Below are 21,668 nucleotides of genomic sequence, written 5' to 3'. Positions count from 1 at the left end.
TTGAGGGTTTTGGTATGTCAGATGAGTTACCAATCAAGTTCAGCGATGCAGCAGCTGTTCGAGTTAAACAGTTAATCGAAGAAGAAGAGAATCCAGATCTTAAACTACGTGTTTATGTAACAGGTGGTGGTTGCTCAGGTTTCCAATATGGTTTTACTTTTGATGAAAAAGCTAACCCTGGCGATTTAGAAATTGTTAAAAATGGTGTAACGCTCGTTGTTGACCCTATGAGTATTCAGTACTTGGTCGATGGTACCGTTGACTATACTGAAGGGCTCGAAGGCGCACGCTTTTTTGTTAATAACCCGAATGCAACAACAACCTGTGGTTGCGGAGCCAGCTTCAGCGTTTAATGAATTATTTATGAAAGCCACTTAATGTGGCTTTTTTATTGCTTTAACTTCCCATAACATCCCGCCTTTGCTAAATTTTACGCATTATCAGAAGGAATTTTGCGTTGCCAAATATAATTAAAACAATCGAAAAAAAACCTTATATTTTAGCCATTGCCATTGTTTTGGTGATTGTACTGTGGATGCTATCTGGGGATAGCAAAGCAGATCAAAAAGCACAGCAAAGTGATGAGCATGCCCAAGAGCGATTACCTAAAGTTCAAGTGATGCCGTTGGTTGCTAAGAATATTAATAAAAACCTGACCTTTTATGGTAAATCAGAGCCTGACAAAATTGCGAATATCAGTGCCAGACAAGCAGGACAAGTACTCGAAATATTGGTTGAAGAAGGTCAGTTTGTTAAACAAGAACAGGTTATTTTACGCCTCGATAAATCTGATTTAGCCGCTCAAATCACATCAGCAGAAGCCTTAGTTGCACAGTATCAAACTGAATACGAAGGCGCGCTTAAACTTAATCAGCAAGGTTTACAAAACAAAGTATTGACCATGCAAGCACAAGCTATGTTGCAACAAGCAAAAGCAACTTTGGTAAGCCTTGAATTAAAGCTAGAGCGCACTGAAGTACGTGCTGCTTTTGATGGCGTTATCAACAAACGTTTAGTCGAAATTGGTGATTATGTTGGCATAGGCGACCCTATTTTACAGCTCGCTGATTTAGACCCTTTAATTGTCAGAGCCGATGCGACTCAAAAAGAAGTGCAAGGCTTAGAGGTTGGGCAAGCTACCTTTGCTCATGTGCTAAATGACAAAACCTATCCGGGTCGAATTCGTTACATTGCATCTGTTGCGGATGACAGCACGAATACATTTCGTATTGAAGCGGCATTTGAAAACCCAGGTATGAAATATAAAGCAGGCTTTTCTACTCAGCTTAATATTGAGTTGCCAACTGAACCTGCCATGTTATTAAGCCCGGCTTTTATGGCGCTAGACGAACAAGGGAATATCGGGGTAAAAGTCGTTAATGACGACAATATTGTTGAGTTTAAATCAGTAAGTCTTGCAAAAACCACAGAGCAGGGCGTTTGGCTTTGGGGCTTAGGTGAGAAAGCGAATGTTATTACCCTCGGTCAAGGCTTTGTGCGTGCCGGTGATAAAGTAGAGCCTGTATTTACTGAAGCTACGAGCAACTAGGTATGAAAAACTTAATCGAAGCGTCGTTGACTCACACGCGTACAGTTTTATCTATTTTCATCTTGTTGCTGATCTCGGGCTGGGTGACATATCAAACCATCCCTAAAGAAGCGAATCCTGATGTCACCATTCCTTTTATTTATGTGTCGATTATTCATGACGGTATTTCCCCTGAAGATGCTGAGCGGCTATTAGTTAGGCCAATGGAGATTGAGCTCCGCTCGATTGAAGGCGTAAAAGAAATGTCAGCGGTGGCAAGTGAAGGGCATGCCTCTGTGACCCTTGAGTTTATCGCGGGTATGGATCCTAAAGAAGCCTTAGCTGATGTACGAGATAAAGTTAGTTTAGCTAAGGCAAAACTGCCTTCTGAATCAGAAGAGCCAGAAGTTCATGAAATCTTGATGGAAGATGAGCAGCCAACCATTACATTAACCTTGTCAGGTGATGCGCCAGAGCGAGGTTTACTCACTCTTGCCCGTAATCTTAAAGATGAACTAGAAAGCATTTCTAGCGTATTAGAAGTTGATGTAGGTGGTGACCGCGAAGATATGGTCGAAATTGAGGTCGATCCACTTGCGATGATTTCTTATGGTCTTGAACCGAGTGACATCATTCAACTGCTATCAAATAACAACCGCTTAGTTGCTGCAGGGACACTCGATACTGGTAAAGGACGCTTTGCTGTAAAAATCCCATCGGTATTTGAGACAATTCAAGATGTGATGGAGCAACCCGTGAAAGTCGTTGGTGATAGGGTGGTGCGTTTTATGGACGTAGCAAAAATTCGTCGAGCGTATAAAGACCCAACCTCAATCGCACGTATTAATGGCCGCCACGCGGTTTCGCTGGAAGTAAAAAAACGTGCTGGCGAAAATATTATTGATACGGTCGATCAAGTTAAAAAAGTGGTGAATGAGGCCAAGAAAATTTGGCCTGATCATATACGAGTTGATTACACCGGCGACATGTCAAAAGACGTGAAAATGATGCTCTCTGATCTGCAAAATAATGTGCTGTCTGCTGTATTGTTGGTGGTTATCGTTATTGTGGCGGTACTTGGCGCGCGCACCGCCTTCTTAGTGGGGATTGCCATTCCGGGCTCATTCTTAACCGGGATTTTAGTGATCTCTGTGTTTGGTTTAACGGTGAATATCGTGGTGCTTTTTGCACTCATCATGGCTGTCGGTATGCTGGTGGATGGCGCAATTGTTGTTAGTGAGTTTGCAGATAGAGCAATGAGTGAAGGCAAACCACGCAAGGCTGCTTATAAATTGGCTGCTGAGCGCATGGCGTGGCCAATCATCGCTTCTACGGCAACGACATTAGCGGCCTTTGCACCATTGATATTTTGGCCGGGAATGATGGGCGAGTTTATGAAATACTTGCCGATTACGCTTATTGCCACCTTGTCTGCGTCATTACTTATGGCATTGGTGTTTGTGCCAACTATTGGTGGATTAATAGGAAAGTCACGGCCGCTCTCTGAACAGCAAAAACAGGATTTAGAGTTAGCAGAGTCCGGCGATTTAACGCAAATCAAAGGGATGCTTGGGCGTTATATTCGAGTGCTTGATTATGCAACAGAGCGCCCTTGGTGGAGCCTAGCTGCTGCAATCGTGTTTTCTATTTTGGTATTCTTTGCATTTGCTGTCTCTAAGCTAGGCGTTGAGTTCTTTCCTGATGTTGAGCCAAATGGCGTTAATATCAAAGTACGTTCTTACAGTGACTTATCTATATTTGAAAAAGACGTGATTATGAAAGACATTGAGTCACGCATTTTAAAAGTGGAAGGTATTAAAACTTTGTATGCTCGTACTGGCGGTAAAGATCAGGTAGGCACGTTTAGAATGAATCTAAAAGACTGGGATGAGCGTCCACCTGCCGAAGATATAATCAGCCAAGTTAACGAAATCACGGCAAGTTATGCCGGTGTCGAAATTGAACTTCGTAAAGATGAAAATGGCCCCGGTGGTGGTAAAGCGCTAAGTATTGAGCTGAGCTCTCGGTTTGTTGATGTGCTTAATAGTGAAGCAAAGCGAGTAAGGCAAGCCATCGAAAATGATGGCGCGTTTCGAAATGTTGATGATAGTGCTTCAAAACCGGGCATTGAGTGGCAACTTAAATTGAATCGTTCGGATGCGGCTCGTTTTGGTGCGGATGCCAGTATGCTAGGGGCGAATGTTCAGCTTATTACTAATGGTTTAAAACTAGGGGAATACCGCCCCGATGATGTTGATGACGAGATTGATATTCGCGTACGCTTTCCTCATGACAAGCGAGATTTAGGGCGTCTTGAAACGTTACGTGTAAAAACCATACACGGACAAGTGCCAATTAGTCATTTTGTTGAGCGCCAAGCAGCTCCTAAAGTGGATACTATCCGCCGTGTTGATTCTCAGCGCGTTGTAACCGTTAATGCAGACATGAAGCCGGGTGAACAACTTGCCAAAGCGTTGCCGCGCTTACAAGCGCAGTTAGAAGAGCAAGGGTTAGACCCGCGCGTGAAAATTAAAGTGCGCGGTGAAACCGAAGATCAAGATGAATCAGAAGCCTTCCTTGAACAGGCTTTTGTGGTTGCTCTGTTTGTGATGGGTATCATTTTGGTGACACAATTTAATAGCTTCTATCAGGCATTTTTGATTTTAAGTGCCGTGCTGTTTTCAACTGTGGGTGTATTCTTGGGCTTAATCGTATTACAGCAACCGTTTGGTATCGTGATGTCGGGTATTGGGGTTATCTCGCTTGCCGGTATTGTGGTTAATAACAATATAGTACTGATTGATACTTATAATGTTTTACGTAACCAAGGTCTGGCAGCAAAAGATGCGATTTTACGAACTGGTGCTCAGCGTTTAAGGCCAGTATTGTTAACGACTGTGACCACCATTTTGGGATTAATGCCGATGGTACTGCAAGTGAATATTGACTTATTTAACCGTCATATTGATTTTGGTGCGCCATCTACTCAGTGGTGGGTGCAATTGGCAACAGCCGTTGCGGGTGGTTTAACATTTGCCACAGTATTAACACTGGTACTTACGCCTTGTTTGTTAATGCTGCGAGACCGTCGTCGGTAATCGGTAAATTCGTTACTGATTAATTAAAAATGAGTGACCCTAGTGTTGGGTCACTTTAATCATCAGTAAAAAGAAGCCTAAAACTAACGCAGAGGCGATTAAAATATACACAAACCCTTTCTTGCCTTGCTTAATTGGTACACGATTTTGTTTTAAAAATAGGTACCATGCGACACATAGTACAATTGGCAACAAAAATAATATACGAAACATTTCTTAACCTTTTTCAGTATTTACATACACTTTAAGCATAAATATGCAGATTTTAAAGTGATACTTTCATCTTGTTAGACTTCCAATTGATCAATTTTTTGGTACAGTTAACCAGTTAACTATAGAGCACATGCTTTAATTTTAGCTACACTTAGACTTGTATACTAAAACGGTCCATACCTAAAAGGTGGACATTTGTATAATTAATCATTCAAACTGAAAATTATTAGTATATAATGTGTCCAAGAGTGAGACGGGCAAATTTCACTCTTAAATTATTAACTTGAATCATCTAGTAGGAGATGTATTTTATGATGGGTAAAACAGTTTCTTCTGAAGAAAACTCGAAATTAACGAAATGGCTTAAAACTAAGCGTCATGAAAAAGGTCACACAATGCGTAGCCTTGCACAGGTTTTAGGTACGCCACATTCTTTCATTGGTAAAATTGAAAACCAAGAACGTCGTTTAGATGTAATTGAATTCATGCGTTATTGCGATGCTTTAGAAGTTGACCCATACGAAGGTCTTAACTTACTTAAAGACGCTTAATTATTCATTACTAAAAGTGAAACGCCGCTTTTAAAGTAATACAAATAGTGCAAGGAAGCGCTATTTAAAGTCCCTCCCTTGCATTTTCCTCACTTTAATCACATACGTATCAAATTTGTTAATTATTTTGATGATAGTTGTTTTCTAACGCATAAAGCTTATGGCGAATTAAGAATAAAAATACCAGTGATGGGATCACCATCAATGCAGTTAGTACAAAGAACATCGCCCAGTTTCCCCCCAACCAGTCATCAATAACGACGCCGCTGTAGCTTGAAAGTAACGTCCTACCTAAATTACCTAACGAAGCAAGTAGCGCATAGTGGGTTGCACTAAATGCTCTGTCGCATAGCATTGATATAAACGCCACCATGGCAACCAGTGACCAAGCTTGAGTAAAACCATCAACGATAATAGCAAACGCGTACAAGCTTAGTTTAGGACCTGCAATCGCAATCCAAGCAAAGGCTAAGTTTGAGGCTGCCATCGCAATACCACTAATAAATAAGCCTTTAACAATACCATAGCGTTGATTGAATAAGCTTCCTAGAAAAGTAAAAGCAATGGTGAGTACTGCAGTACCCACTTTGGAGAAGGTCGCAATATCGCTATTTGAAAAGCCCACTTCTTTATAAAACACGATAGACATTCGCCCTAAAAACGCTTCACCGATTTTAAATAAGAAAATAAAGGCTAATAAAGCTAATGCTGTTTTTACGCCATTGCGGGCGAAGAAGGTTCTGAAAGGGTCAAAAACGGTCACAGCAAGCCAAGCAATAACTTTAGCAAAGCGAGTCTGCGTACTTCCAGCCAGCTTTTGTTGATAGGTTTGCTCAAGCTCTGCTTGTACAGCATCGCGATTTGATTCGGGCTCTTTTGCCCAAAATACGCTGCTCATTAATAGCAGCATCACTACATATAAGAAAAAGTAAACTTGCGGCCAATCAATGGAAGGAATGTCAGCCATATAAAATGGCAGGGCACCCAATAGGGCGTAGCCGCTCCACCAACCGGAGGTGGCCATTGCAGCCGCTGCGGTGGCTTTATGGCTTTCATTTTCGGCCAAAGTATCAATACGAAATGCATCAATAGCAATATCTTGAGTCGCAGAAGCGATTGCAATAACTAAACACAGCGCGGCAGCAAACCAGAGGTTAGCTTTAATATCGAGCCCTGCAAGTGAAAAGGTGCCAATAAAAATAACTGACTGACAAAGTAAAATCCAGCTACGGCGCTGGCCAAGCCAGTTAAACAAAACAGGTAACTTTACACGGTCAACAAGCGGTGACCATAAAAAGTTAATGCTATACGCGCCAAACACGATGCCAAATAACCCTATCATGCTGCGGCTTAGCCCTTCATCTTTTAGCCAAGCCGACATAACAGAGCCAATCAATACCCAAGGAAAGCCGCTGCTGATACCAAAGATAAATATATTGATTAAACGTTTATCTTTGAAGTACGAGAAATACTCTGAAATAGAAAGGGTTTTTGTCATAGTGTTGCCAGTTTTAGGGGCATGCGCCCCTATTTATTATTTATTAGCGTCAAGCACTTTTACGTTTAAGATAACAACAGGATCTTTGGGTACGAAGCTGTAACCAATTTTTTCGTTGAATGCAGTTTCTACACGCATTATTTTGTCTAATGTCTCGTAGCCATCCATTACCATACCGAATACAGCAAAACCCCAATCTCGACCAGGGTTAAGATGGTCGTTGTCGTCCATGTTGAAAAAAAACTGACGTGTACCCGAGTGTGGTTTGCGGTCTTGGTATGCCATAGCGATGCTATACATATCATTTTTTAAACCGTTACCACTTTCATTAAAAATCGGGTCGTTTTCATGTAGACCATCATAGTCTTTATCGTAACCACCGCCTTGAATAACAAAGTCACGCTCGTTGTCTTCATCACGTTCAACACGGTGAAACACACTACCTTGATAGCTACCATCAGCAACGTAAGTCAAAAAGTTATTTACTGTGATAGGTGCGCGCGAACGATCCATTTCGACCACAATACTGCCAAGGGTCGTGACAATTTCTACGCGAGGAAACATGTTATCTTTTTGAATGAATTTACCCTCTGTCGCTGCGAATGAACTGTGAGCAAAAAGCAAAATAAAACTGAGTAAAAAAATACGCTTCATAGTTAACCTTCTAAATAGGCGATTAATTCTGGGTCAGATACAATGCGGGTAATTATTTGCTCAGTCAACTTATTCAGCTGACCTTCTATTTTTGCACGGTCATGACTAAGTGGCCCTTCAAGGTTGGCATTACCTCGGTATACTTTGCTGAAAGTGCTTGAGTTTCTGATCACTCTTAAGCCTAACTCAATCGTTGCATCGCTTGTATGTGTCATCATTTTTTCAGTAACCACAGCTTGCAACTGGTGAATATCTAATTCAAATCGCGTTGTGGCAAGGTTAGATATATTTGCACCATTACGGCTTAACGCACTGTCTAAGGCACTTTTCACAGAGTCAGTAATTCCAGGGCTGGCAAGCGTTTTAGTTTTATCTGATTCAATGATTTTCAGAGTTACATTGTCGCCACGTAAATCAATTACGCTAGTACTTACACTGGTACTAAGATTTGAAATTTTCCCGCCTTGATAAACCGGATTCAATATTAATTGATTTGGTTGGTTGCTACACGCCGCAAGCGCAAGTACCGCACATAAAGGTAGTAGTTTTTTCATTTAGTTAGCTCCATTAATTATTCTTTGTTGCACTCAATACGACAAATTTTTTGTTAGACCCTAATAGCTTACAATTGCCGAACATGCGTTTTAACTTTTCATGATAGTCTAGATGACGATTACCAATAATTCTTAATTCACCACCGTGCTTTAATGTGTGTTTCGCCTGCTTGAACATTTGCCAAGCAATATGATCGGTGACCGCTTGCGCTTGGTGGAATGGCGGGTTACATAAAACAAGGTCAACACAATTAGGTTGGAAATCGGTTAAGCAATCATTTTGGACAAACTCACACTGGTCTAATTGCTCTGGTAGATTGTGCGTGACGTTTAATTTGGCTGATTCAACGGCCATATACGATTCATCAACGAAGGTTACATGGGCTTTAGGGCAACGTTTGAGAGTCATCAAGCCAACAACACCATTACCACAACCTAAATCAATAATGCTGCGAGCTTTACTTGTTTGTGGCAAATAGTTAAAGAAAAAACGCGCGCCAATATCTAATGAGTCACGAGAAAATACATTGGCATGATTTTGAATTTCAAACTCACTGCCTTCAAGCGGCCAGTTAACTGGGAAAGGGGCTTTTTTATCAAGGTTACTTGTTTTGCTAATGATTAATCGAGATTTTTTAACGGCTAAACTCGTTGATGTTTCCCCAATATACTGAGTAAAAGCCTTAATTGTTGAGTTATGAATATCTTTCGTTTTACCCCCTGCAATGACGTCGATGTCTGCAGGTAAAGCAGTACTGATTGCAGCAAGTTGATGCTGCAAGTAGCCTAAATTGCGTGGCACTTTTAATATCACTAAATCAACCTGATTAGGTAATGCTGCTAATGAGTCCAGTTGCGTTAAAGAATCTGTCGATAACTCATTGGCCTGTAAATTATAACGGGTAGCTTGATGAGCAATATACGAGTCATTAACTGAATAAACTGTTAATGTATTAAAAGCACAGGCTAGGGCGCCAAAGCTATCATTGAGTATTAGAATTGAATTTGCGTTTGGATAGTGCTCTTGTACGTAATCGATAAGGTACTCATCGCCTGAGTCCCACGCTTGAAGACTGCGATTTTTTTGATCTAACGGAAAGCGTTCTAGTGTATAGGTGTTATCACCGAGCTGTGCTTGGGTGGTCATCATGATTTTACGAAAGTATTAATGTATAGGTAAATTCTAACATGCAACAGCCAAACGCCAACCCTAATCATTTGCCTGATGGGTTTTCTTACCAAGCTAATGCATTGAGCGCACAAAAAAGCCTCGAGTTATTTTACTATCTTCAGCAGCATCTTAATTGGCAGCAACCAAGTATAAAGGTATATGGAAAAAGCCATGTGATCCCGCGTTTGCAATGCTTTATTGCTGATCAGGACGTAAATTATGGTTATTCGGGTTCACAGTTAATCGTTGAGCCTTGGCCAGAGGTGCTTGATGCCATGCGTATACGCTTATCAAGAACTTTGCAGATACCATTTAATGCGCTTTTAGTTAATTTGTATCGAGATGGTCATGATTGTATGGGCTGGCATAGTGACGATGAGAAAGAACTTGGTGAGCAACCAACTATCGCTTCAGTTTCACTTGGTGCTGAACGCGTTTTTAAAATAAAACACAAACATAATAATGAACAACATAGCATTGTACTGCAAAGTGGCAGCTGTTTAATCATGAATGGTTTTAGCCAGCGTGATTACCAGCATAGTTTGCCAAAGCAGCAAAGACTCAAACACCCTCGAATTAACCTTACCTTTCGTTCAATCATATAAAATCATTGGCAAAATGACTCATGCCCTTGATATAGTAGCTGGCATTATTTTCTTATTAAAGGTCTATGACACATGTCAATGCAACAACAAATAGAGCAAAAGCTTGCTGCGGGTATCGAATGTAAACACCTGAATGTTGTCAATGAAAGCCATATGCATAGCCGTGGAACTGAATCGCATTTCAAAGTGGTGGTTGTGAGTGAAGAATTTGCAGGTAAACGTTTACTTGCCCGTCACCGTCAAATTAATGAACTATTAAAAGATGAATTAGCAAACCACATTCATGCATTAGCGATTCACACATTTACTCCAGAAGAGTTCAGTGAACAACATGGACAGGCACCTGAATCACCAAAATGCTTAGGTGGTTCAAAGTTCGACTAAATTAGCGGGACAGTCACCCAAAGTTTGAAGGACAGTCACCTAAAAGTTAGAAGGACAGTCACTCTAAAAGGCTCCAGAAAAGTTCAGTGAACAACATGGACAGGCACCTGAATCACCAAAATGCTTAGGTGGTTCAAAGTTCGACTAACATAGCGGGACAGTCACCTAAAGTTAGAAGGACAGTCACTCTAAAAGGCTTGTCACTTGGGGTTTTAAGCTCGAAAGATTTAAGTGGGTCTGAAAAGTTTTACTGATCAGACCTGTATTTTAACTATTAGCCTTTAAACTAGCGCTAATTTTTATTGTGATAGATATAGGATGATCAATGGTCATTAAGCCTAAAATTCGTGGATTTATCTGCACTAACGCGCATCCAGTAGGGTGTGCTGAGCACGTACAAGAACAAATTAATTATGTGAAAGCGCAAGGACCACTGAGCAATGCACCTAAGAATGTATTAGTGATTGGTGCGTCTACAGGTTACGGCCTAGCATCACGTATCACGGCTGCATTTGGTGGCGGTGCTAAAACGTTAGGTATTTTCTTTGAAAAAGAAGGAAGCGAACGTAAAACAGGTTCTGCAGGTTGGTACAATACTGCGGCTTTCCAAGCAGCGGCTGAAGAAGCTGGTTTATGGTCTAAAAATATCAATGGCGATGCGTTTTCTAACGAAATCAAGCAAAAAGCAATTGATACTATCAAAGCTGATTTAGGTAAAATTGATTTAGTTATCTACAGCCTTGCGTCTCCTCGTCGTACTGATCCAAATACAGGCGAAACTTACTCATCTACGCTTAAGCCAATTGGCTCTGATATCACCACGAAGAACTTAAATACTTCAAAGCGCGTGATTGATGAAGTAACCGTTGAAGCAGCAAGCCAAGAAGACATCGACAATACAATTAAAGTAATGGGCGGTGAAGATTGGGAAATGTGGATTGACGCATTAAAAGATGCGGATGTACTAGCTGATAACTTCAAAACAACCGCTTACACTTACATCGGTAAAGAATTAACATGGCCAATTTACGGTCATGCGACAATTGGTAAAGCGAAAGAAGACCTTGACCGTGCAACGCAAGCAATCAAAGAGTCTACAAAAGACTTAAATGGCGAAGCGTATGTTTCTTCATTAAATGCGGTTGTGACACAAGCAAGCTCGGCAATTCCAATTATGCCTTTATATATCTCTGCTTTATTCAAAGTAATGAAAGCAGACGGCACATACGAAGGTACCATTGAGCAAATTCATGCGTTATTTACTGAAAACCTTTACGGCGAGACCCCACGTTTTGACGAAGGTGGTCACTTATTCCAAAACTACAAAGAGTTAGAAGATGATGTTCAAGCTCGTGTGCAACATGTTTGGGATACAGTAGATACAGATACGATTGACGAATTAACGGATTACGTGGGTTACCACAATGAGTTTTTACGTTTATTTGGTTTTGGTATCGACAGTGTAGATTACGAGCAAGATGTGAATCCTGATGTTGCGATTTCACAGCTTATCGATTAATCGCTGAACAAATTTATTTTTAAAAAGTCGCTTTTTTAAGCGACTTTTTTGTTTCTGGATGAAAATAAATCTGCATCAATAGCACTTTGGTCTATATTGAATTTTATTCAAACGGTTTTTGCAGTCTAAATAACCACATCTGTCGTATAAATTTAATATTTGCTCTCGCATAGTCACCCTGATTGATGTTAAAATTCGGGTAATATATGTGAGGAGTTTACCGCGTTGCTTGTTTGGGGTGTTCAACAAGCTGTTCTTTGATACTTAGAATGTGACTTGAGCATATCAAATAGCGACGTGGTTGGTACGATTTTTCAGTTTCTTTCCGTTAATGTAATGCAAGTGCGTATGATCAACATAAAAAAAGGTCTGGATTTACCGATAGAGGGCGCACCTCAGCAAGTTATTCATGATGGTTCTGCCGTCAAACGTGTAGCTGTGCTAGGTGAAGAATATATTGGTATGCGTCCAACCATGCATGTTCGCGTGGATGACCAAGTCAAAAAAGGCCAGGTACTTTTTGAAGACAAAAAGAACCCAGGCGTCTTATTTACTGCACCAGCTTCTGGGGTAGTTAAAGAAATCAATCGTGGTGCTAAACGTGTGCTGCAATCTGTTGTTATTGAAGTTAATGGCAGTGAGCAAATCACCTTTGACTCTTTCAAGGCCGACGAGCTTTCGAGCTTAGACCGTGAAAAAGTGAAAGAAGTACTAGTTCAGTCAGGTCAATGGACAGCACTACGTGCTCGCCCATTTAGCAGAGTAGCTGCTTTGGATGCAAATCCTAGCTCTATCTTTGTGACGGCTATCGACACTAACCCGCTAGCTGCAGATCCTGCAGTAATCATTGCTGAGAACACTCAAGCATTTGAAGCTGGTTTAGCTGTGGTATCTCGTTTAACTGACGGCAAAGTATTTGTTTGTAAACAAGCAGGTAGCCAAGTGCCTAGCTCATCAATCCCTCAAGTAGAAGTACATGAGTTTGGTGGCAAGCATCCGGCAGGTCTTGTTGGTACACACATTCATAACTTAGACCCAGTTTCTGCAAGTAAGCAGGTTTGGCACTTAGGTTACCAAGACGTAATCGCGTTTGGTAATTTATTCCTGACAGGTGAAATCTTCACTGACCGTGTAGTTTCGCTTGCTGGTCCTCGTGTTAAAAACCCACGCTTAGTGAAAACTCAGCTAGGTGCATCTTTAGATGATTTAGTTGCTGGCGAATTAGAAGACGGTGATAACCGTGTAATTTCTGGTTCTGTATTATCAGGCGCTATTTCTCAAGGTCCACACGCGTTCTTAGGTCGTTACCATGTTCAAGTATCTGTATTACTTGAAGGTCGCGAAAAAGAGCTATTCGGTTGGATTGCACCAGGTGCTAACAAGTTCTCAGTAACACGTACCTTCTTATCTCACCTTACTCCTAGCCGTCTATTTAATATGACGACTTCAACAGGTGGTTCGAAGCGTGCCATGGTTCCAATTGGTAGCTATGAGCGTGTTATGCCTTTAGACATCCTACCTACACTATTATTACGTGATTTAATCGCACGTGATCTTGATGGTGCAATTGCGTTAGGTGCGCTAGAGCTTGACGAAGAAGATTTAGCATTATGTACCTTCGTTTGTCCTGGTAAATACGAGTACGGTTCAATCCTACGCGATTGCTTGACTACGATCGAGAAGGAAGGCTAGAGAGATGGGTTTAAAGAAATTTCTAGAAGATATTGAGCCGCATTTTGAACCAGGTGGTAAACACGAAAAATGGTATGCGCTTTACGAAGCTGCAGCGACTATTTTCTATACGCCTGGTTACGTAAATAAAGGCAAAACACACGTTCGCGATAACATCGACCTAAAACGTATGATGATTTTAGTGTGGATGGCGACGTTCCCTGCAATGTTCTTTGGTATGTTCAACATCGGTCATCAGGCCGCAGGTGCTTTAGCACAAGGTTTTGAACTAGCTAACACATGGCAAGTTGGTTTGTTCCAATTATTCGGTGGTGAATTAACTGCTGAATCTGGTTGGGGCGCGAAAATGTTTTACGGTGCCTGTTTCTTCCTACCTATCTATGCAGTAACGTTTGCTGTAGGTGGTTTCTGGGAAGTACTATTTGCTTCAGTACGTAAGCACGAAGTAAATGAAGGTTTCTTCGTAACATCTGTATTATTCGCACTAATCCTGCCTGCAACGATTCCTTTATGGCAAGTTGCACTAGGTATTACGTTTGGTGTTGTAATCGCTAAAGAAATCTTTGGTGGTACAGGTCGTAACTTCCTTAACCCTGCTCTTGCCGGTCGTGCGTTCTTATTCTTCGCATACCCAGCGCAAATTTCAGGTGACACAGTATGGACTGCAGTAGATTCATTCTCTGGTGCGACTATGCTTGGTCAAGCAGTGGTTGGTTCACTTGATTACAACAACATGGAACTATGGTGGAATGCGTTCTACGGTTTCATTCAAGGTTCTGTAGGTGAAACGTCAACACTAGCACTATTAATCGGTGGTTTATTCCTAATTTATGTGCGTATCGCTTCTTGGCGTATCGTACTAGGTGTATTCCTAGGTATGGTTGCAACGGCATTCTTACTAAATACAGTTGGTTCTGAAACTAACGCAGTATTTGCTATGCCTTGGCACTGGCACTTAGTGCTTGGTGGTTTTGCATTTGGTATGTTCTTCATGGCAACAGACCCAGTATCTGCATCATTCACTGACAAAGGTAAGTTCGCTTACGGTGCGTTAATCGGCTTTATGGTTGTAATGATCCGTGTTGTTAACCCGGCATTCCCAGAAGGTATGATGCTAGCAATCTTATTTGCTAACTTATTTGCACCATTATTCGATCACTTTGTAGTGCAAGCTAATATCAAGCGGAGGTTGGCACGTAATGTCTAGTAATAACGAATCAATCGGCAAAACGCTATCCGTTGTTGTTGCACTATGTTTAGTGTGTGCAGTAATCGTATCGTTTGCTTCAGTTCAGCTTCGTCCTTTACAGCAAGCTAACAAAACACAAGATATTCAACGTAATATCTTAGCGGCTGCAGGTGTTGCAGTATCAGGTTCTGTATCTGATACATTCAACTCAAAAATCGAAGCTCGCGTTGTAGACATGAACACAGGTGAGTTTGTAGAAGGTGTTGATCCTAACTCATTTGATTTCGAGAAAAGCAAGTTCGATCAAAGCATCAGCTTCGCGTTAAAAGCAGAGGGTATTAAAGATATCGCTGGTATTCAGCGTATGACTAAAAACTCGCCTGTATACATCTCGAAAAAAGAAGATGGTTCTATTGATGCAATCATTCTACCTATCCAAGGTTACGGCCTTTGGGGTGTAATGTATGGTTTCCTAGCGCTTGAAAGCGATGCTGAAACTGTTAAAAACATCAATTTCTACAAGCACAACGAAACGCCAGGTCTAGGTGGTGAAATCCAAAATCCACAATGGACTGCTAAATGGCAAGGTAAAGAGTTACCAATCAATATCATGAAGAGCGGTGCGAAGAACGAACATCAAATCGATGGTCTTTCTGGTGCAACATTAACTTCAAACGGTGTTGATCACACAGTTGACTTCTGGACTGGCGAGCATGGCTTTGGTCCATTCCTTGCGAAAGTACGTGAAGGAGCGTTGAAATAATGGCTGATACAAAAGAAATGAAGTCGGTCCTATTTGGCCCGGTATTCGCAAATAACCCAATCGCACTACAAGTACTTGGTATTTGTTCTGCGCTAGCGGTAACATCAAGCTTAAAAAATGCACTAATCATGTCAATCGCATTGACACTAGTAACTGCGTTTTCTAGCTTCTTTATCTCGTGTATTCGTAACCAGATCCCTTCATCTGTACGTATCATCGTACAAATGACGATCATCGCATCACTAGTAATCGTTGTTGACCAAGTACTACAAGCATTCTCTTACGCTACGGCAAAAGAGCTTTCTGTATTCGTTGGTCTAATCATTACAAACTGTATCGTAATGGGTCGTGCTGAAGCATACGCAATGAAGTCACCACCAGTAATGTCTTTCTTAGACGGTATTGGTAACGGTTTAGGCTACTCAGTAGTTCTATTAACTGTTGGTTTCATCCGTGAGTTATTCGGTAAAGGTTCACTATTCGGTGTTGATATTATTCCACTAGTACAAAACGGTGGCTGGTATCAACCAATGGGTCTATTGATTTTACCACCGAGTGCGTTCTTCATTATTGGTTTATTCATCTGGGTACTTCGTACCGTGAAGAAAGACCAAGTAGAAGCAAAAGCGAAGGGGCGAGCAGTGGAACATTATATTAGTTTATTTGTAAAAGCGGTTTTCATCGAAAACTTAGCTTTAGCCTTCTTCCTAGGTATGTGTACTTTCCTTGCGGTATCAAAGAAAGTAACTACGTCAATCGGCCTAGGTGTGGCAGTTATCGTGGTACTAGGTATCTCAGTACCAGTAAATAACTTGGTTTATCACGCTGTTCTTGCACCGGGTGCATTAGAGTGGCTTGGCTACCCAGAGGCAGACCTTAGCTTCTTACGTTTCTTGACTTTCATCGGTGTTATTGCAGCACTTGTACAAATTCTTGAAATGGCATTAGATAAGTTCTTCCCTGCACTTTACAACGCGTTAGGTATCTTCTTACCACTGATCACAGTTAACTGTGCGATCTTCGGTGCGGTATCTTTCATGGTTGAGCGTAACTATAACTTCGGCGAGTCTGTTGTTTATGGTATCGGTTCAGGTGTGGGCTGGGCACTAGCAATTACTTTACTTGCTGGTATCCGTGAAAAAATGAAGTACTCAGACGTTCCTGATGGCTTACGTGGTTTAGGTATTACTTTCATCACTGTTGGTCTTATGGGTCTTGGCTTTATGTCATTCTCTGGTATTTCACTTTAATAGGTAGCGAGGATAAATCATGAATGAGATTTTCTTAGGTGTTGGTGTTTTCATCGCTATCGTTGTTATTTTAGTTTTAGTTATCATTGGTGCTAAATCTAAATTAGTAGCAAGCGGCGATATCACCATCGGTATTAATGGCGACCCAGAAAAAGCTATTACAACATCAGCAGGTAGCAAGCTTTTAGGTGCACTAGCTGATTCAGGTATCTTCGTTTCATCTGCGTGTGGTGGCGGTGGCTCTTGTGGTCAGTGTCGTGTACACATTCATTCAGGTGGCGGTGATATCTTACCAACAGAACTTGATCACATCTCTAAAGGTGAAGCTCGTGAAGGCTGTCGTTTAGCGTGTCAGGTAAATGTTAAAAACGACATGGAAATTGAACTTGAAGAGTCAATTTTCGGTGTTAAGAAGTGGGAATGTACTGTTATCTCTAACGATAACAAAGCAACGTTCATCAAAGAACTTAAGCTTGGTATTCCTGATGGCGAATCAGTACCGTTCCGTGCAGGTGGTTATATTCAAATTGAAGCACCAGCTCACCACGTTAAATATGCTGATTACGATATTCCTGAAGAGTATCGTGGCGACTGGAACCACTTCGGTTTCTTCAATCTGGAGTCTAAAGTAGATGACGAAACAATTCGTGCATACTCTATGGCTAACTACCCAGAAGAAGAAGGCATCATCATGCTTAACGTGCGTATCGCTACGCCGCCGCCAAGAGACCTAAGCCTGCCATGTGGTAAAATGTCTTCGTACATTTGGTCACTTAAAGCAGGTGATAAAGTGACTATTTCTGGTCCATTCGGTGAATTCTTCGCGAAAGACACAGATGCGGAAATGGTATTCGTAGGTGGTGGTGCAGGTATGGCACCAATGCGTTCACATATCTTTGACCAACTTAAGCGTTTAAAATCTAAGCGTAAGATGAGTTTCTGGTATGGTGCACGTTCTAAGCGCGAAATGTTCTACGTAGAAGATTTTGATGGCTTAGCTGCAGAAAACGATAACTTCGTATGGCACACAGCACTGTCTGATCCACAACCAGAAGATAACTGGGAAGGTTACACAGGCTTCATCCATAACGTACTTTATGAAAACTACTTGAAAGATCATGAAGCGCCTGAAGATTGTGAGTTCTACATGTGTGGTCCTCCAATGATGAACGCGGCAGTTATCAACATGCTAAAAGATCTTGGTGTAGAAGACGAAAACATCTTATTAGATGACTTCGGTGGCTAACACCATACACAAAACAATAAGTTTTGGTTAGAATACAGGCCTCGTAGCACTCAGTGTTACGAGGCTTTTTTATTTCTATACCTAATTGTGTGGTATCCAAAAGGTGAATGCTATGAATAGAGTGTTTTATCGCCAAGGCTTGATGGCCTTTTTCCTACTAACTATGACTTTACTCATGGCTGGCTGCAGTCAAGCTGATAAGGCCGAAGAGCTTTATTTTGAAGGTAAGACTATGGGGACTACCTATCATATAAAGGTGTATGCAGAGCCTTCGCAACTTGCAGGTGTTGATTTACATCCTGAAATTAAGCAAGTGCTTAAAGATGTAAACCAATCAATGTCGACTTACATTCCTGATTCAGAAATTAACCAGTTTAATCAACTACCAGCAGGGCAGGTGATGCCAATTAGTGCTGATTTTAGAAATGTGGTAGCTGAATCAATCCGCCTTGGTGAATCAACAAAAACGTTAGATGTCACTATGGGGCCACTAATTGACTTGTGGGGCTTTGGCCCAGATAAAAAACCAACTAAGCGCCCAACGGATGAAGAGTTGGCTGCAATGGTTGCTAAAATTGGCGTTGATAAGCTTAAACTTACTGATGCGGGTTTGATGAAAACAATTGATGGTTTAGAGCTGTCATTTTCTGCAACAGCTAAAGGTTACGGCATTGATAAAGTCGCAGAAGTGATTGAAAGCCATGGCCTGACTAATTATATGGTTGAGATTGGTGGTGAGTTACGTGTATCGGGTATTAAGCCAGACAACATCACGTGGAAAATTGCAATTGAACAGCCAGATGCTGAGCCAGGCGTTCGTAAAGTACATAAAGTAATTGAACCAGGTACCAATGGTATTGCGACATCGGGCGATTACCGAATTTTTTACGAAATGGATGGTGTAACATATAGCCACTTAATTGATCCTATGACAGGCATGCCGAGTCGTCATGATTTAGTATCTGTAACCGTATTAAGCCCATCAGCAATGACAGCCGATGGTTTAGCTACCGCACTAACTGTGATGGGCATGGAGCGTGCGCAGAAATACGCAGAAGAGCACGATTTGCCTGTGTATTTAATTGGTAAGTCTGACAATGGCTTAGTGACATATTCTAGCCCCGCTTTTAAACCTTATTTGTAGCAGGGCAAGAAGCAGTTTATAATACATGCAGCCCAATACATTGGGCTTGATTTAATTGCTGACGATAGGGGCAAAGCAATGTCACTTTTTCTTCTAACATTTGGTCTACTTATTTTAATTGTGGCAGCGATGGCTGTCGGCATGATTGTGCAAAAGAAATCTATGGCCAGTAGTTGTGGTGGCTTAGGCGCTGTTGGAATTGACAAAGCCTGCGACTGTGACGACCCATGTGACAAGCGTAAAAAGCGCATGGCAAAAGAACAAGCCTGGAAAGAGAATCAAATTCTTTAACCACAAAAAAAGCGCCCAAAGGCGCTTTTTTAATACCTAAATTTTACAAGGACAGTCACTGTTAAATATGTTTTATGTGGACAGTCATCTTTATTTTTAAACCGAGACTTTTAACTTTTTAGCGGCTAATCATTTGGTTTTAACGTTAGCTCAATGACCTGAACGTACTCTTCATTATCAAACGTCAAATTTTCTAACGTAATAACACCTTCAACTTGTTTAAAGTTAATAGGTTTTGAGGTCTTTAAATTTGTTGCAGACTTGATAGGAGTTGCAAGTTCTATACTTAATGTATCTGCTTGCCAGTTGAGTATATGAATAAAAATACTCTCATTATTATGAGTGCTCACTCCCCAGTTTTGCGGGGAAATAGGGCCGCCTCGAGTGCCGTATATACTCTTACCGAACACCTTTAGCCACTGACCAATTTCGGCAAAGGTTTTTAGGTTTTCTGGTTGGATTTTACCGTTTGGCATTGGGCCTGTATTAAGTAAATAATTAGCGTTTCTTCCAGCGGCACTTACTAAGGTTTGCACGAGCTCTTTAGTCGTTTTGTAATTATCATCAGTTAAACTGAATCCCCAGCTACCGTTCATTGTTTGTGCCATTTCTAATGGTAATTTACCTAACCGTTCTTGATTAGTAGGAAGCTGTTGTTCAAAGCCCTGATAATCCTCACCTGGAACAGTGAATCTGTGGTGGTTATTTACGATTAAGGTTGCAGGCTGTAGTTCATGGATCATTTTATAAGTGCGTTGTAGTTGCCAGTTATCCCAATTGTGGGAGTCTTCTTGATCCCACCAACCATCAAACCAAATACCACCAATTGGCCCATATTGAGTTAAAAGCTCTTTTAGTTGTGCATCTTGAAATTGCAGGTATTTTGCCCAATCACCACTTTTTTCTCGTTTGGTGTAATGGCCTGTTCGACCCCATGGATAGTAATCTGGGTGATGCCAATCAAGTTGTGAATAATAAAAGAAAAGTTGTAAACCATGTTTTTGAGCCGAGTTAGCGAGCTCTTTGATAGGATCTTTTTTATAAGGTGTACTATCGACAATATCAAAATTAGAAACTTTACTGTCGTACATGGAAAACCCATCATGATGCTTTGAAGTAATAACAATATACTTTGCTCCAGCATCTTTAAACGCCTTAACCCACTGTTCTGCATCGAAGCCTGTTGGGTTAAAAAATTCAGCTAAACGTTGATACTTGGGCCCCGAAATTCGTAAGTCTTCCATGATCCACTCGGCTCCATACGGGCTTCCTACACCACCAAGTTGACTATACAGTCCCCAGTGTAAAAAGATACCAAACTTATTATCTTGAAAACGTTCTCGGGCTTTTATGTTTTCAGGAGCGGGTGTGTAGGCTTGTGCTTTATCTGGGTCAATTGCAACCCCGGTTCCAGCGTGCCCAAGGCTCGAAAAAACAAGTAATAGGTTGATCAGTACGCAATTAAATGTACTCACTTTATACCTCATAAACTAGATTCTTTACTTAAAAGTAGCAGGAAATCATTGAGCGAAAAGTAAAGCAATTATTCATATTCGAAAATTTTATATATGCAGAAACAAAGGAATACGATGTTAAAAGTAAAACTCATTTACACGGACAGTCACTTTTAACTGTTCAGTTATTATTGCGGCAAAACAGATTTTGTCTACACTTTAATTACAGCTAATGCATTTCAAATTATCAGTTCAAGGAGTGGACGATGGCTTTAGCAAGGAAGCGGCAAATCTGTTTGTCGAACACCAAGTATTACCATTGTGTTTCCCGTTGCGTTAGACGCGCTTATCTTTGTGGTGAAGACGCACTCACAGGTAAATCATATGAACACCGTCGAGGGTGGGTTGAAGAACGCCTACTTTTTCTTGCAAAAGTGTTTTGTATTGATGTGTGCGCTTATGCGGTGATGAGTAACCATACTCATGTTGTGCTTTATGTTGATGATAAAAAAGCAAATAGGTTATCGGATAAGGCCATTCTCTTACGTTGGTTTAAGCTCAGTAAAGCAACGCCTTTAGGTCAAAAATTCCTTCATGGTCAGCCGTTAAGTGACGGTCAACAAGTCTTCTTAAATAAAGAGGTTACTGAATACAGAGCGCGCCTTTCGAGTATTAGTTGGTTCATGCGAATGCTAAATGAATATATTGCCAGACGTGCAAATAAAGAAGACGAGTGCACGGGGCACTTTTGGGAGGGGCGTTTCAAAAGCCAGGCGCTCCTTGATGAACCTGCTCTATTAGCATGCATGGCCTATGTTGATTTAAACCCTGTTCGTGCAAAGGTCGCGAGATCGCCTGAACAAT

21 protein-coding genes and 1 pseudogene are annotated in these 21,668 nt (G+C 41.2%); 16 read left to right on the top strand and 6 right to left on the bottom strand.

Annotated features, from left to right (window positions below; genetic code table 11):
• Positions 1 to 14: 14 nt before the first annotated feature.
• The 3 genes from erpA to C2M33_RS20845 all read left to right on the top strand — a co-directional run bounded on the left by erpA (position 15) and on the right by C2M33_RS20845 (position 4,626).
• A complete protein-coding gene (gene erpA, locus C2M33_RS20855; protein ID WP_036966451.1) occupies positions 15 to 353 on the top strand; it encodes an iron-sulfur cluster insertion protein ErpA in 339 nt (112 codons plus the stop codon).
• A 104-nt stretch (positions 354 to 457) separates the two neighbouring features.
• Entirely contained in the window at positions 458 to 1,549 is a 1,092-nt protein-coding gene (locus C2M33_RS20850; RefSeq protein ID WP_063706279.1) for an efflux RND transporter periplasmic adaptor subunit, read from the top strand.
• Between the two features lie 2 nt (positions 1,550 to 1,551).
• The gene (locus C2M33_RS20845) at positions 1,552 to 4,626 is read left to right on the top strand and encodes an efflux RND transporter permease subunit (RefSeq protein WP_063706281.1); all 3,075 of its coding nucleotides are present in this window, start codon (positions 1,552 to 1,554) and stop codon (positions 4,624 to 4,626) included.
• 39 nt (positions 4,627 to 4,665) lie between these two features.
• On the opposite strand, the gene C2M33_RS21215 is transcribed toward C2M33_RS20845, so the two are convergent.
• Positions 4,666 to 4,839, bottom strand: coding sequence for a hypothetical protein (locus tag C2M33_RS21215; protein ID WP_165385093.1), 174 nt, complete (start codon positions 4,837 to 4,839; stop codon positions 4,666 to 4,668).
• A 311-nt stretch (positions 4,840 to 5,150) separates the two neighbouring features.
• On the opposite strand from C2M33_RS21215, the gene C2M33_RS20840 reads away from it, so the two are divergent.
• Positions 5,151 to 5,390 (top strand): helix-turn-helix domain-containing protein, encoded by a 240-nt coding sequence (locus C2M33_RS20840; RefSeq protein WP_054562310.1) that lies wholly within the window; start codon positions 5,151 to 5,153, stop codon positions 5,388 to 5,390.
• 118 nt (positions 5,391 to 5,508) lie between these two features.
• On the opposite strand, the gene C2M33_RS20835 is transcribed toward C2M33_RS20840, so the two are convergent.
• The 4 genes from C2M33_RS20835 to C2M33_RS20820 are packed head-to-tail and all read right to left on the bottom strand — an operon-like array spanning position 5,509 to position 9,243.
• Positions 5,509 to 6,888 (bottom strand): AmpG family muropeptide MFS transporter, encoded by a 1,380-nt coding sequence (locus tag C2M33_RS20835; RefSeq protein ID WP_105175308.1) that lies wholly within the window; start codon positions 6,886 to 6,888, stop codon positions 5,509 to 5,511.
• A 36-nt stretch (positions 6,889 to 6,924) separates the two neighbouring features.
• Positions 6,925 to 7,542: a peptidylprolyl isomerase gene (locus tag C2M33_RS20830; RefSeq protein WP_063706285.1), complete on the bottom strand. Its 618-nt coding sequence runs from the start codon at positions 7,540 to 7,542 to the stop codon at positions 6,925 to 6,927.
• 2 nt (positions 7,543 to 7,544) lie between these two features.
• A complete protein-coding gene (locus tag C2M33_RS20825; RefSeq protein ID WP_105175307.1) occupies positions 7,545 to 8,096 on the bottom strand; it encodes a YajG family lipoprotein in 552 nt (183 codons plus the stop codon).
• 13 nt (positions 8,097 to 8,109) lie between these two features.
• On the bottom strand, positions 8,110 to 9,243 hold the full coding sequence (locus tag C2M33_RS20820; RefSeq protein ID WP_105175306.1) for a methyltransferase: 1,134 nt from the start codon (positions 9,241 to 9,243) through the stop codon (positions 8,110 to 8,112).
• Between the two features lie 41 nt (positions 9,244 to 9,284).
• Here C2M33_RS20820 and C2M33_RS20815 point away from each other — a divergent pair, with 41 nt between their 5' ends.
• From C2M33_RS20815 to nqrM, 11 genes and pseudogenes are all read left to right on the top strand, one after another.
• Positions 9,285 to 9,872, top strand: coding sequence for an alpha-ketoglutarate-dependent dioxygenase AlkB family protein (locus C2M33_RS20815; RefSeq protein WP_105175305.1), 588 nt, complete (start codon positions 9,285 to 9,287; stop codon positions 9,870 to 9,872).
• A gap of 72 nt (positions 9,873 to 9,944) precedes the next feature.
• Positions 9,945 to 10,256 (top strand): BolA family protein, encoded by a 312-nt coding sequence (locus C2M33_RS20810; RefSeq protein ID WP_054554277.1) that lies wholly within the window; start codon positions 9,945 to 9,947, stop codon positions 10,254 to 10,256.
• A gap of 325 nt (positions 10,257 to 10,581) precedes the next feature.
• Positions 10,582 to 11,775 (top strand): enoyl-ACP reductase FabV, encoded by a 1,194-nt coding sequence (fabV, locus tag C2M33_RS20805; protein ID WP_105175304.1) that lies wholly within the window; start codon positions 10,582 to 10,584, stop codon positions 11,773 to 11,775.
• A gap of 348 nt (positions 11,776 to 12,123) precedes the next feature.
• Entirely contained in the window at positions 12,124 to 13,467 is a 1,344-nt protein-coding gene (locus C2M33_RS20800) for a Na(+)-translocating NADH-quinone reductase subunit A (RefSeq protein ID WP_063707181.1), read from the top strand.
• Positions 13,468 to 13,471: 4 nt separating this feature from the next.
• Positions 13,472 to 14,674, top strand: a complete 1,203-nt coding sequence (locus tag C2M33_RS20795; protein WP_063706296.1) for an NADH:ubiquinone reductase (Na(+)-transporting) subunit B — start codon at positions 13,472 to 13,474, stop codon at positions 14,672 to 14,674.
• Positions 14,667 to 15,419 (top strand): Na(+)-translocating NADH-quinone reductase subunit C, encoded by a 753-nt coding sequence (locus C2M33_RS20790; RefSeq protein ID WP_063706297.1) that lies wholly within the window; start codon positions 14,667 to 14,669, stop codon positions 15,417 to 15,419. Before C2M33_RS20795 ends, C2M33_RS20790 begins: the two co-directional genes overlap by 8 nt.
• Positions 15,419 to 16,048, top strand: a pseudogene (locus C2M33_RS20785) (NADH:ubiquinone reductase (Na(+)-transporting) subunit D); the annotation flags it as partial. The gene C2M33_RS20790 and the pseudogene C2M33_RS20785, both read left to right, overlap by 1 nt.
• Positions 16,049 to 16,060: 12 nt before the next feature.
• Entirely contained in the window at positions 16,061 to 16,669 is a 609-nt protein-coding gene (gene nqrE, locus C2M33_RS20780) for an NADH:ubiquinone reductase (Na(+)-transporting) subunit E (RefSeq protein ID WP_016708692.1), read from the top strand.
• Positions 16,670 to 16,688: 19 nt separating this feature from the next.
• On the top strand, positions 16,689 to 17,915 hold the full coding sequence (nqrF, locus tag C2M33_RS20775) for an NADH:ubiquinone reductase (Na(+)-transporting) subunit F (protein WP_105175303.1): 1,227 nt from the start codon (positions 16,689 to 16,691) through the stop codon (positions 17,913 to 17,915).
• 112 nt (positions 17,916 to 18,027) lie between these two features.
• The gene (locus tag C2M33_RS20770) at positions 18,028 to 19,059 is read left to right on the top strand and encodes an FAD:protein FMN transferase (RefSeq protein ID WP_063706301.1); all 1,032 of its coding nucleotides are present in this window, start codon (positions 18,028 to 18,030) and stop codon (positions 19,057 to 19,059) included.
• 78 nt (positions 19,060 to 19,137) lie between these two features.
• Positions 19,138 to 19,350: a (Na+)-NQR maturation NqrM gene (gene nqrM, locus C2M33_RS20765; protein ID WP_036966498.1), complete on the top strand. Its 213-nt coding sequence runs from the start codon at positions 19,138 to 19,140 to the stop codon at positions 19,348 to 19,350.
• 125 nt (positions 19,351 to 19,475) lie between these two features.
• On the opposite strand, the gene C2M33_RS20760 is transcribed toward nqrM, so the two are convergent.
• On the bottom strand, positions 19,476 to 20,825 hold the full coding sequence (locus C2M33_RS20760; protein ID WP_199776381.1) for an alpha-L-fucosidase: 1,350 nt from the start codon (positions 20,823 to 20,825) through the stop codon (positions 19,476 to 19,478).
• Between the two features lie 245 nt (positions 20,826 to 21,070).
• Here C2M33_RS20760 and C2M33_RS20755 point away from each other — a divergent pair.
• Positions 21,071 to 21,668, top strand: a 598-nt coding sequence (locus C2M33_RS20755; RefSeq protein ID WP_442793152.1) for a transposase, incomplete at its 3' end; no start/stop codon positions are given.

The sequence above is a fragment of the Pseudoalteromonas sp. T1lg122 genome (genome assembly GCF_002964825.1).
GTDB lineage: Bacteria > Pseudomonadota > Gammaproteobacteria > Enterobacterales > Alteromonadaceae > Pseudoalteromonas > Pseudoalteromonas gelatinilytica.
The sequence above is the reverse complement of the archived record's forward strand: the minus strand, read 5'-3'. Positions and strand labels throughout refer to the sequence as shown.

Excerpts from the sequence above, each read along its gene's own strand:
- erpA (WP_036966451.1), top strand. The coding sequence starts at position 15 with ATGTCAGATGAGTTACCAATCAAGTTCAGCGATGCAGCAGCTGTTCGA.
- C2M33_RS20845 (WP_063706281.1), top strand. The coding sequence starts at position 1,552 with ATGAAAAACTTAATCGAAGCGTCGTTGACTCACACGCGTACAGTTTTA.
- C2M33_RS21215 (WP_165385093.1), bottom strand. The coding sequence starts at position 4,839 with ATGTTTCGTATATTATTTTTGTTGCCAATTGTACTATGTGTCGCATGG.
- C2M33_RS20840 (WP_054562310.1), top strand. The coding sequence starts at position 5,151 with ATGATGGGTAAAACAGTTTCTTCTGAAGAAAACTCGAAATTAACGAAA.
- C2M33_RS20835 (WP_105175308.1), bottom strand. The coding sequence starts at position 6,888 with ATGACAAAAACCCTTTCTATTTCAGAGTATTTCTCGTACTTCAAAGAT.
- C2M33_RS20830 (WP_063706285.1), bottom strand. The coding sequence starts at position 7,542 with ATGAAGCGTATTTTTTTACTCAGTTTTATTTTGCTTTTTGCTCACAGT.
- C2M33_RS20825 (WP_105175307.1), bottom strand. The coding sequence starts at position 8,096 with ATGAAAAAACTACTACCTTTATGTGCGGTACTTGCGCTTGCGGCGTGT.
- C2M33_RS20820 (WP_105175306.1), bottom strand. The coding sequence starts at position 9,243 with ATGACCACCCAAGCACAGCTCGGTGATAACACCTATACACTAGAACGC.
- C2M33_RS20815 (WP_105175305.1), top strand. The coding sequence starts at position 9,285 with ATGCAACAGCCAAACGCCAACCCTAATCATTTGCCTGATGGGTTTTCT.
- C2M33_RS20810 (WP_054554277.1), top strand. The coding sequence starts at position 9,945 with ATGTCAATGCAACAACAAATAGAGCAAAAGCTTGCTGCGGGTATCGAA.
- fabV (WP_105175304.1), top strand. The coding sequence starts at position 10,582 with ATGGTCATTAAGCCTAAAATTCGTGGATTTATCTGCACTAACGCGCAT.
- C2M33_RS20800 (WP_063707181.1), top strand. The coding sequence starts at position 12,124 with ATGATCAACATAAAAAAAGGTCTGGATTTACCGATAGAGGGCGCACCT.
- C2M33_RS20795 (WP_063706296.1), top strand. The coding sequence starts at position 13,472 with ATGGGTTTAAAGAAATTTCTAGAAGATATTGAGCCGCATTTTGAACCA.
- C2M33_RS20790 (WP_063706297.1), top strand. The coding sequence starts at position 14,667 with ATGTCTAGTAATAACGAATCAATCGGCAAAACGCTATCCGTTGTTGTT.
- nqrF (WP_105175303.1), top strand. The coding sequence starts at position 16,689 with ATGAATGAGATTTTCTTAGGTGTTGGTGTTTTCATCGCTATCGTTGTT.
- C2M33_RS20770 (WP_063706301.1), top strand. The coding sequence starts at position 18,028 with ATGAATAGAGTGTTTTATCGCCAAGGCTTGATGGCCTTTTTCCTACTA.
- nqrM (WP_036966498.1), top strand. The coding sequence starts at position 19,138 with ATGTCACTTTTTCTTCTAACATTTGGTCTACTTATTTTAATTGTGGCA.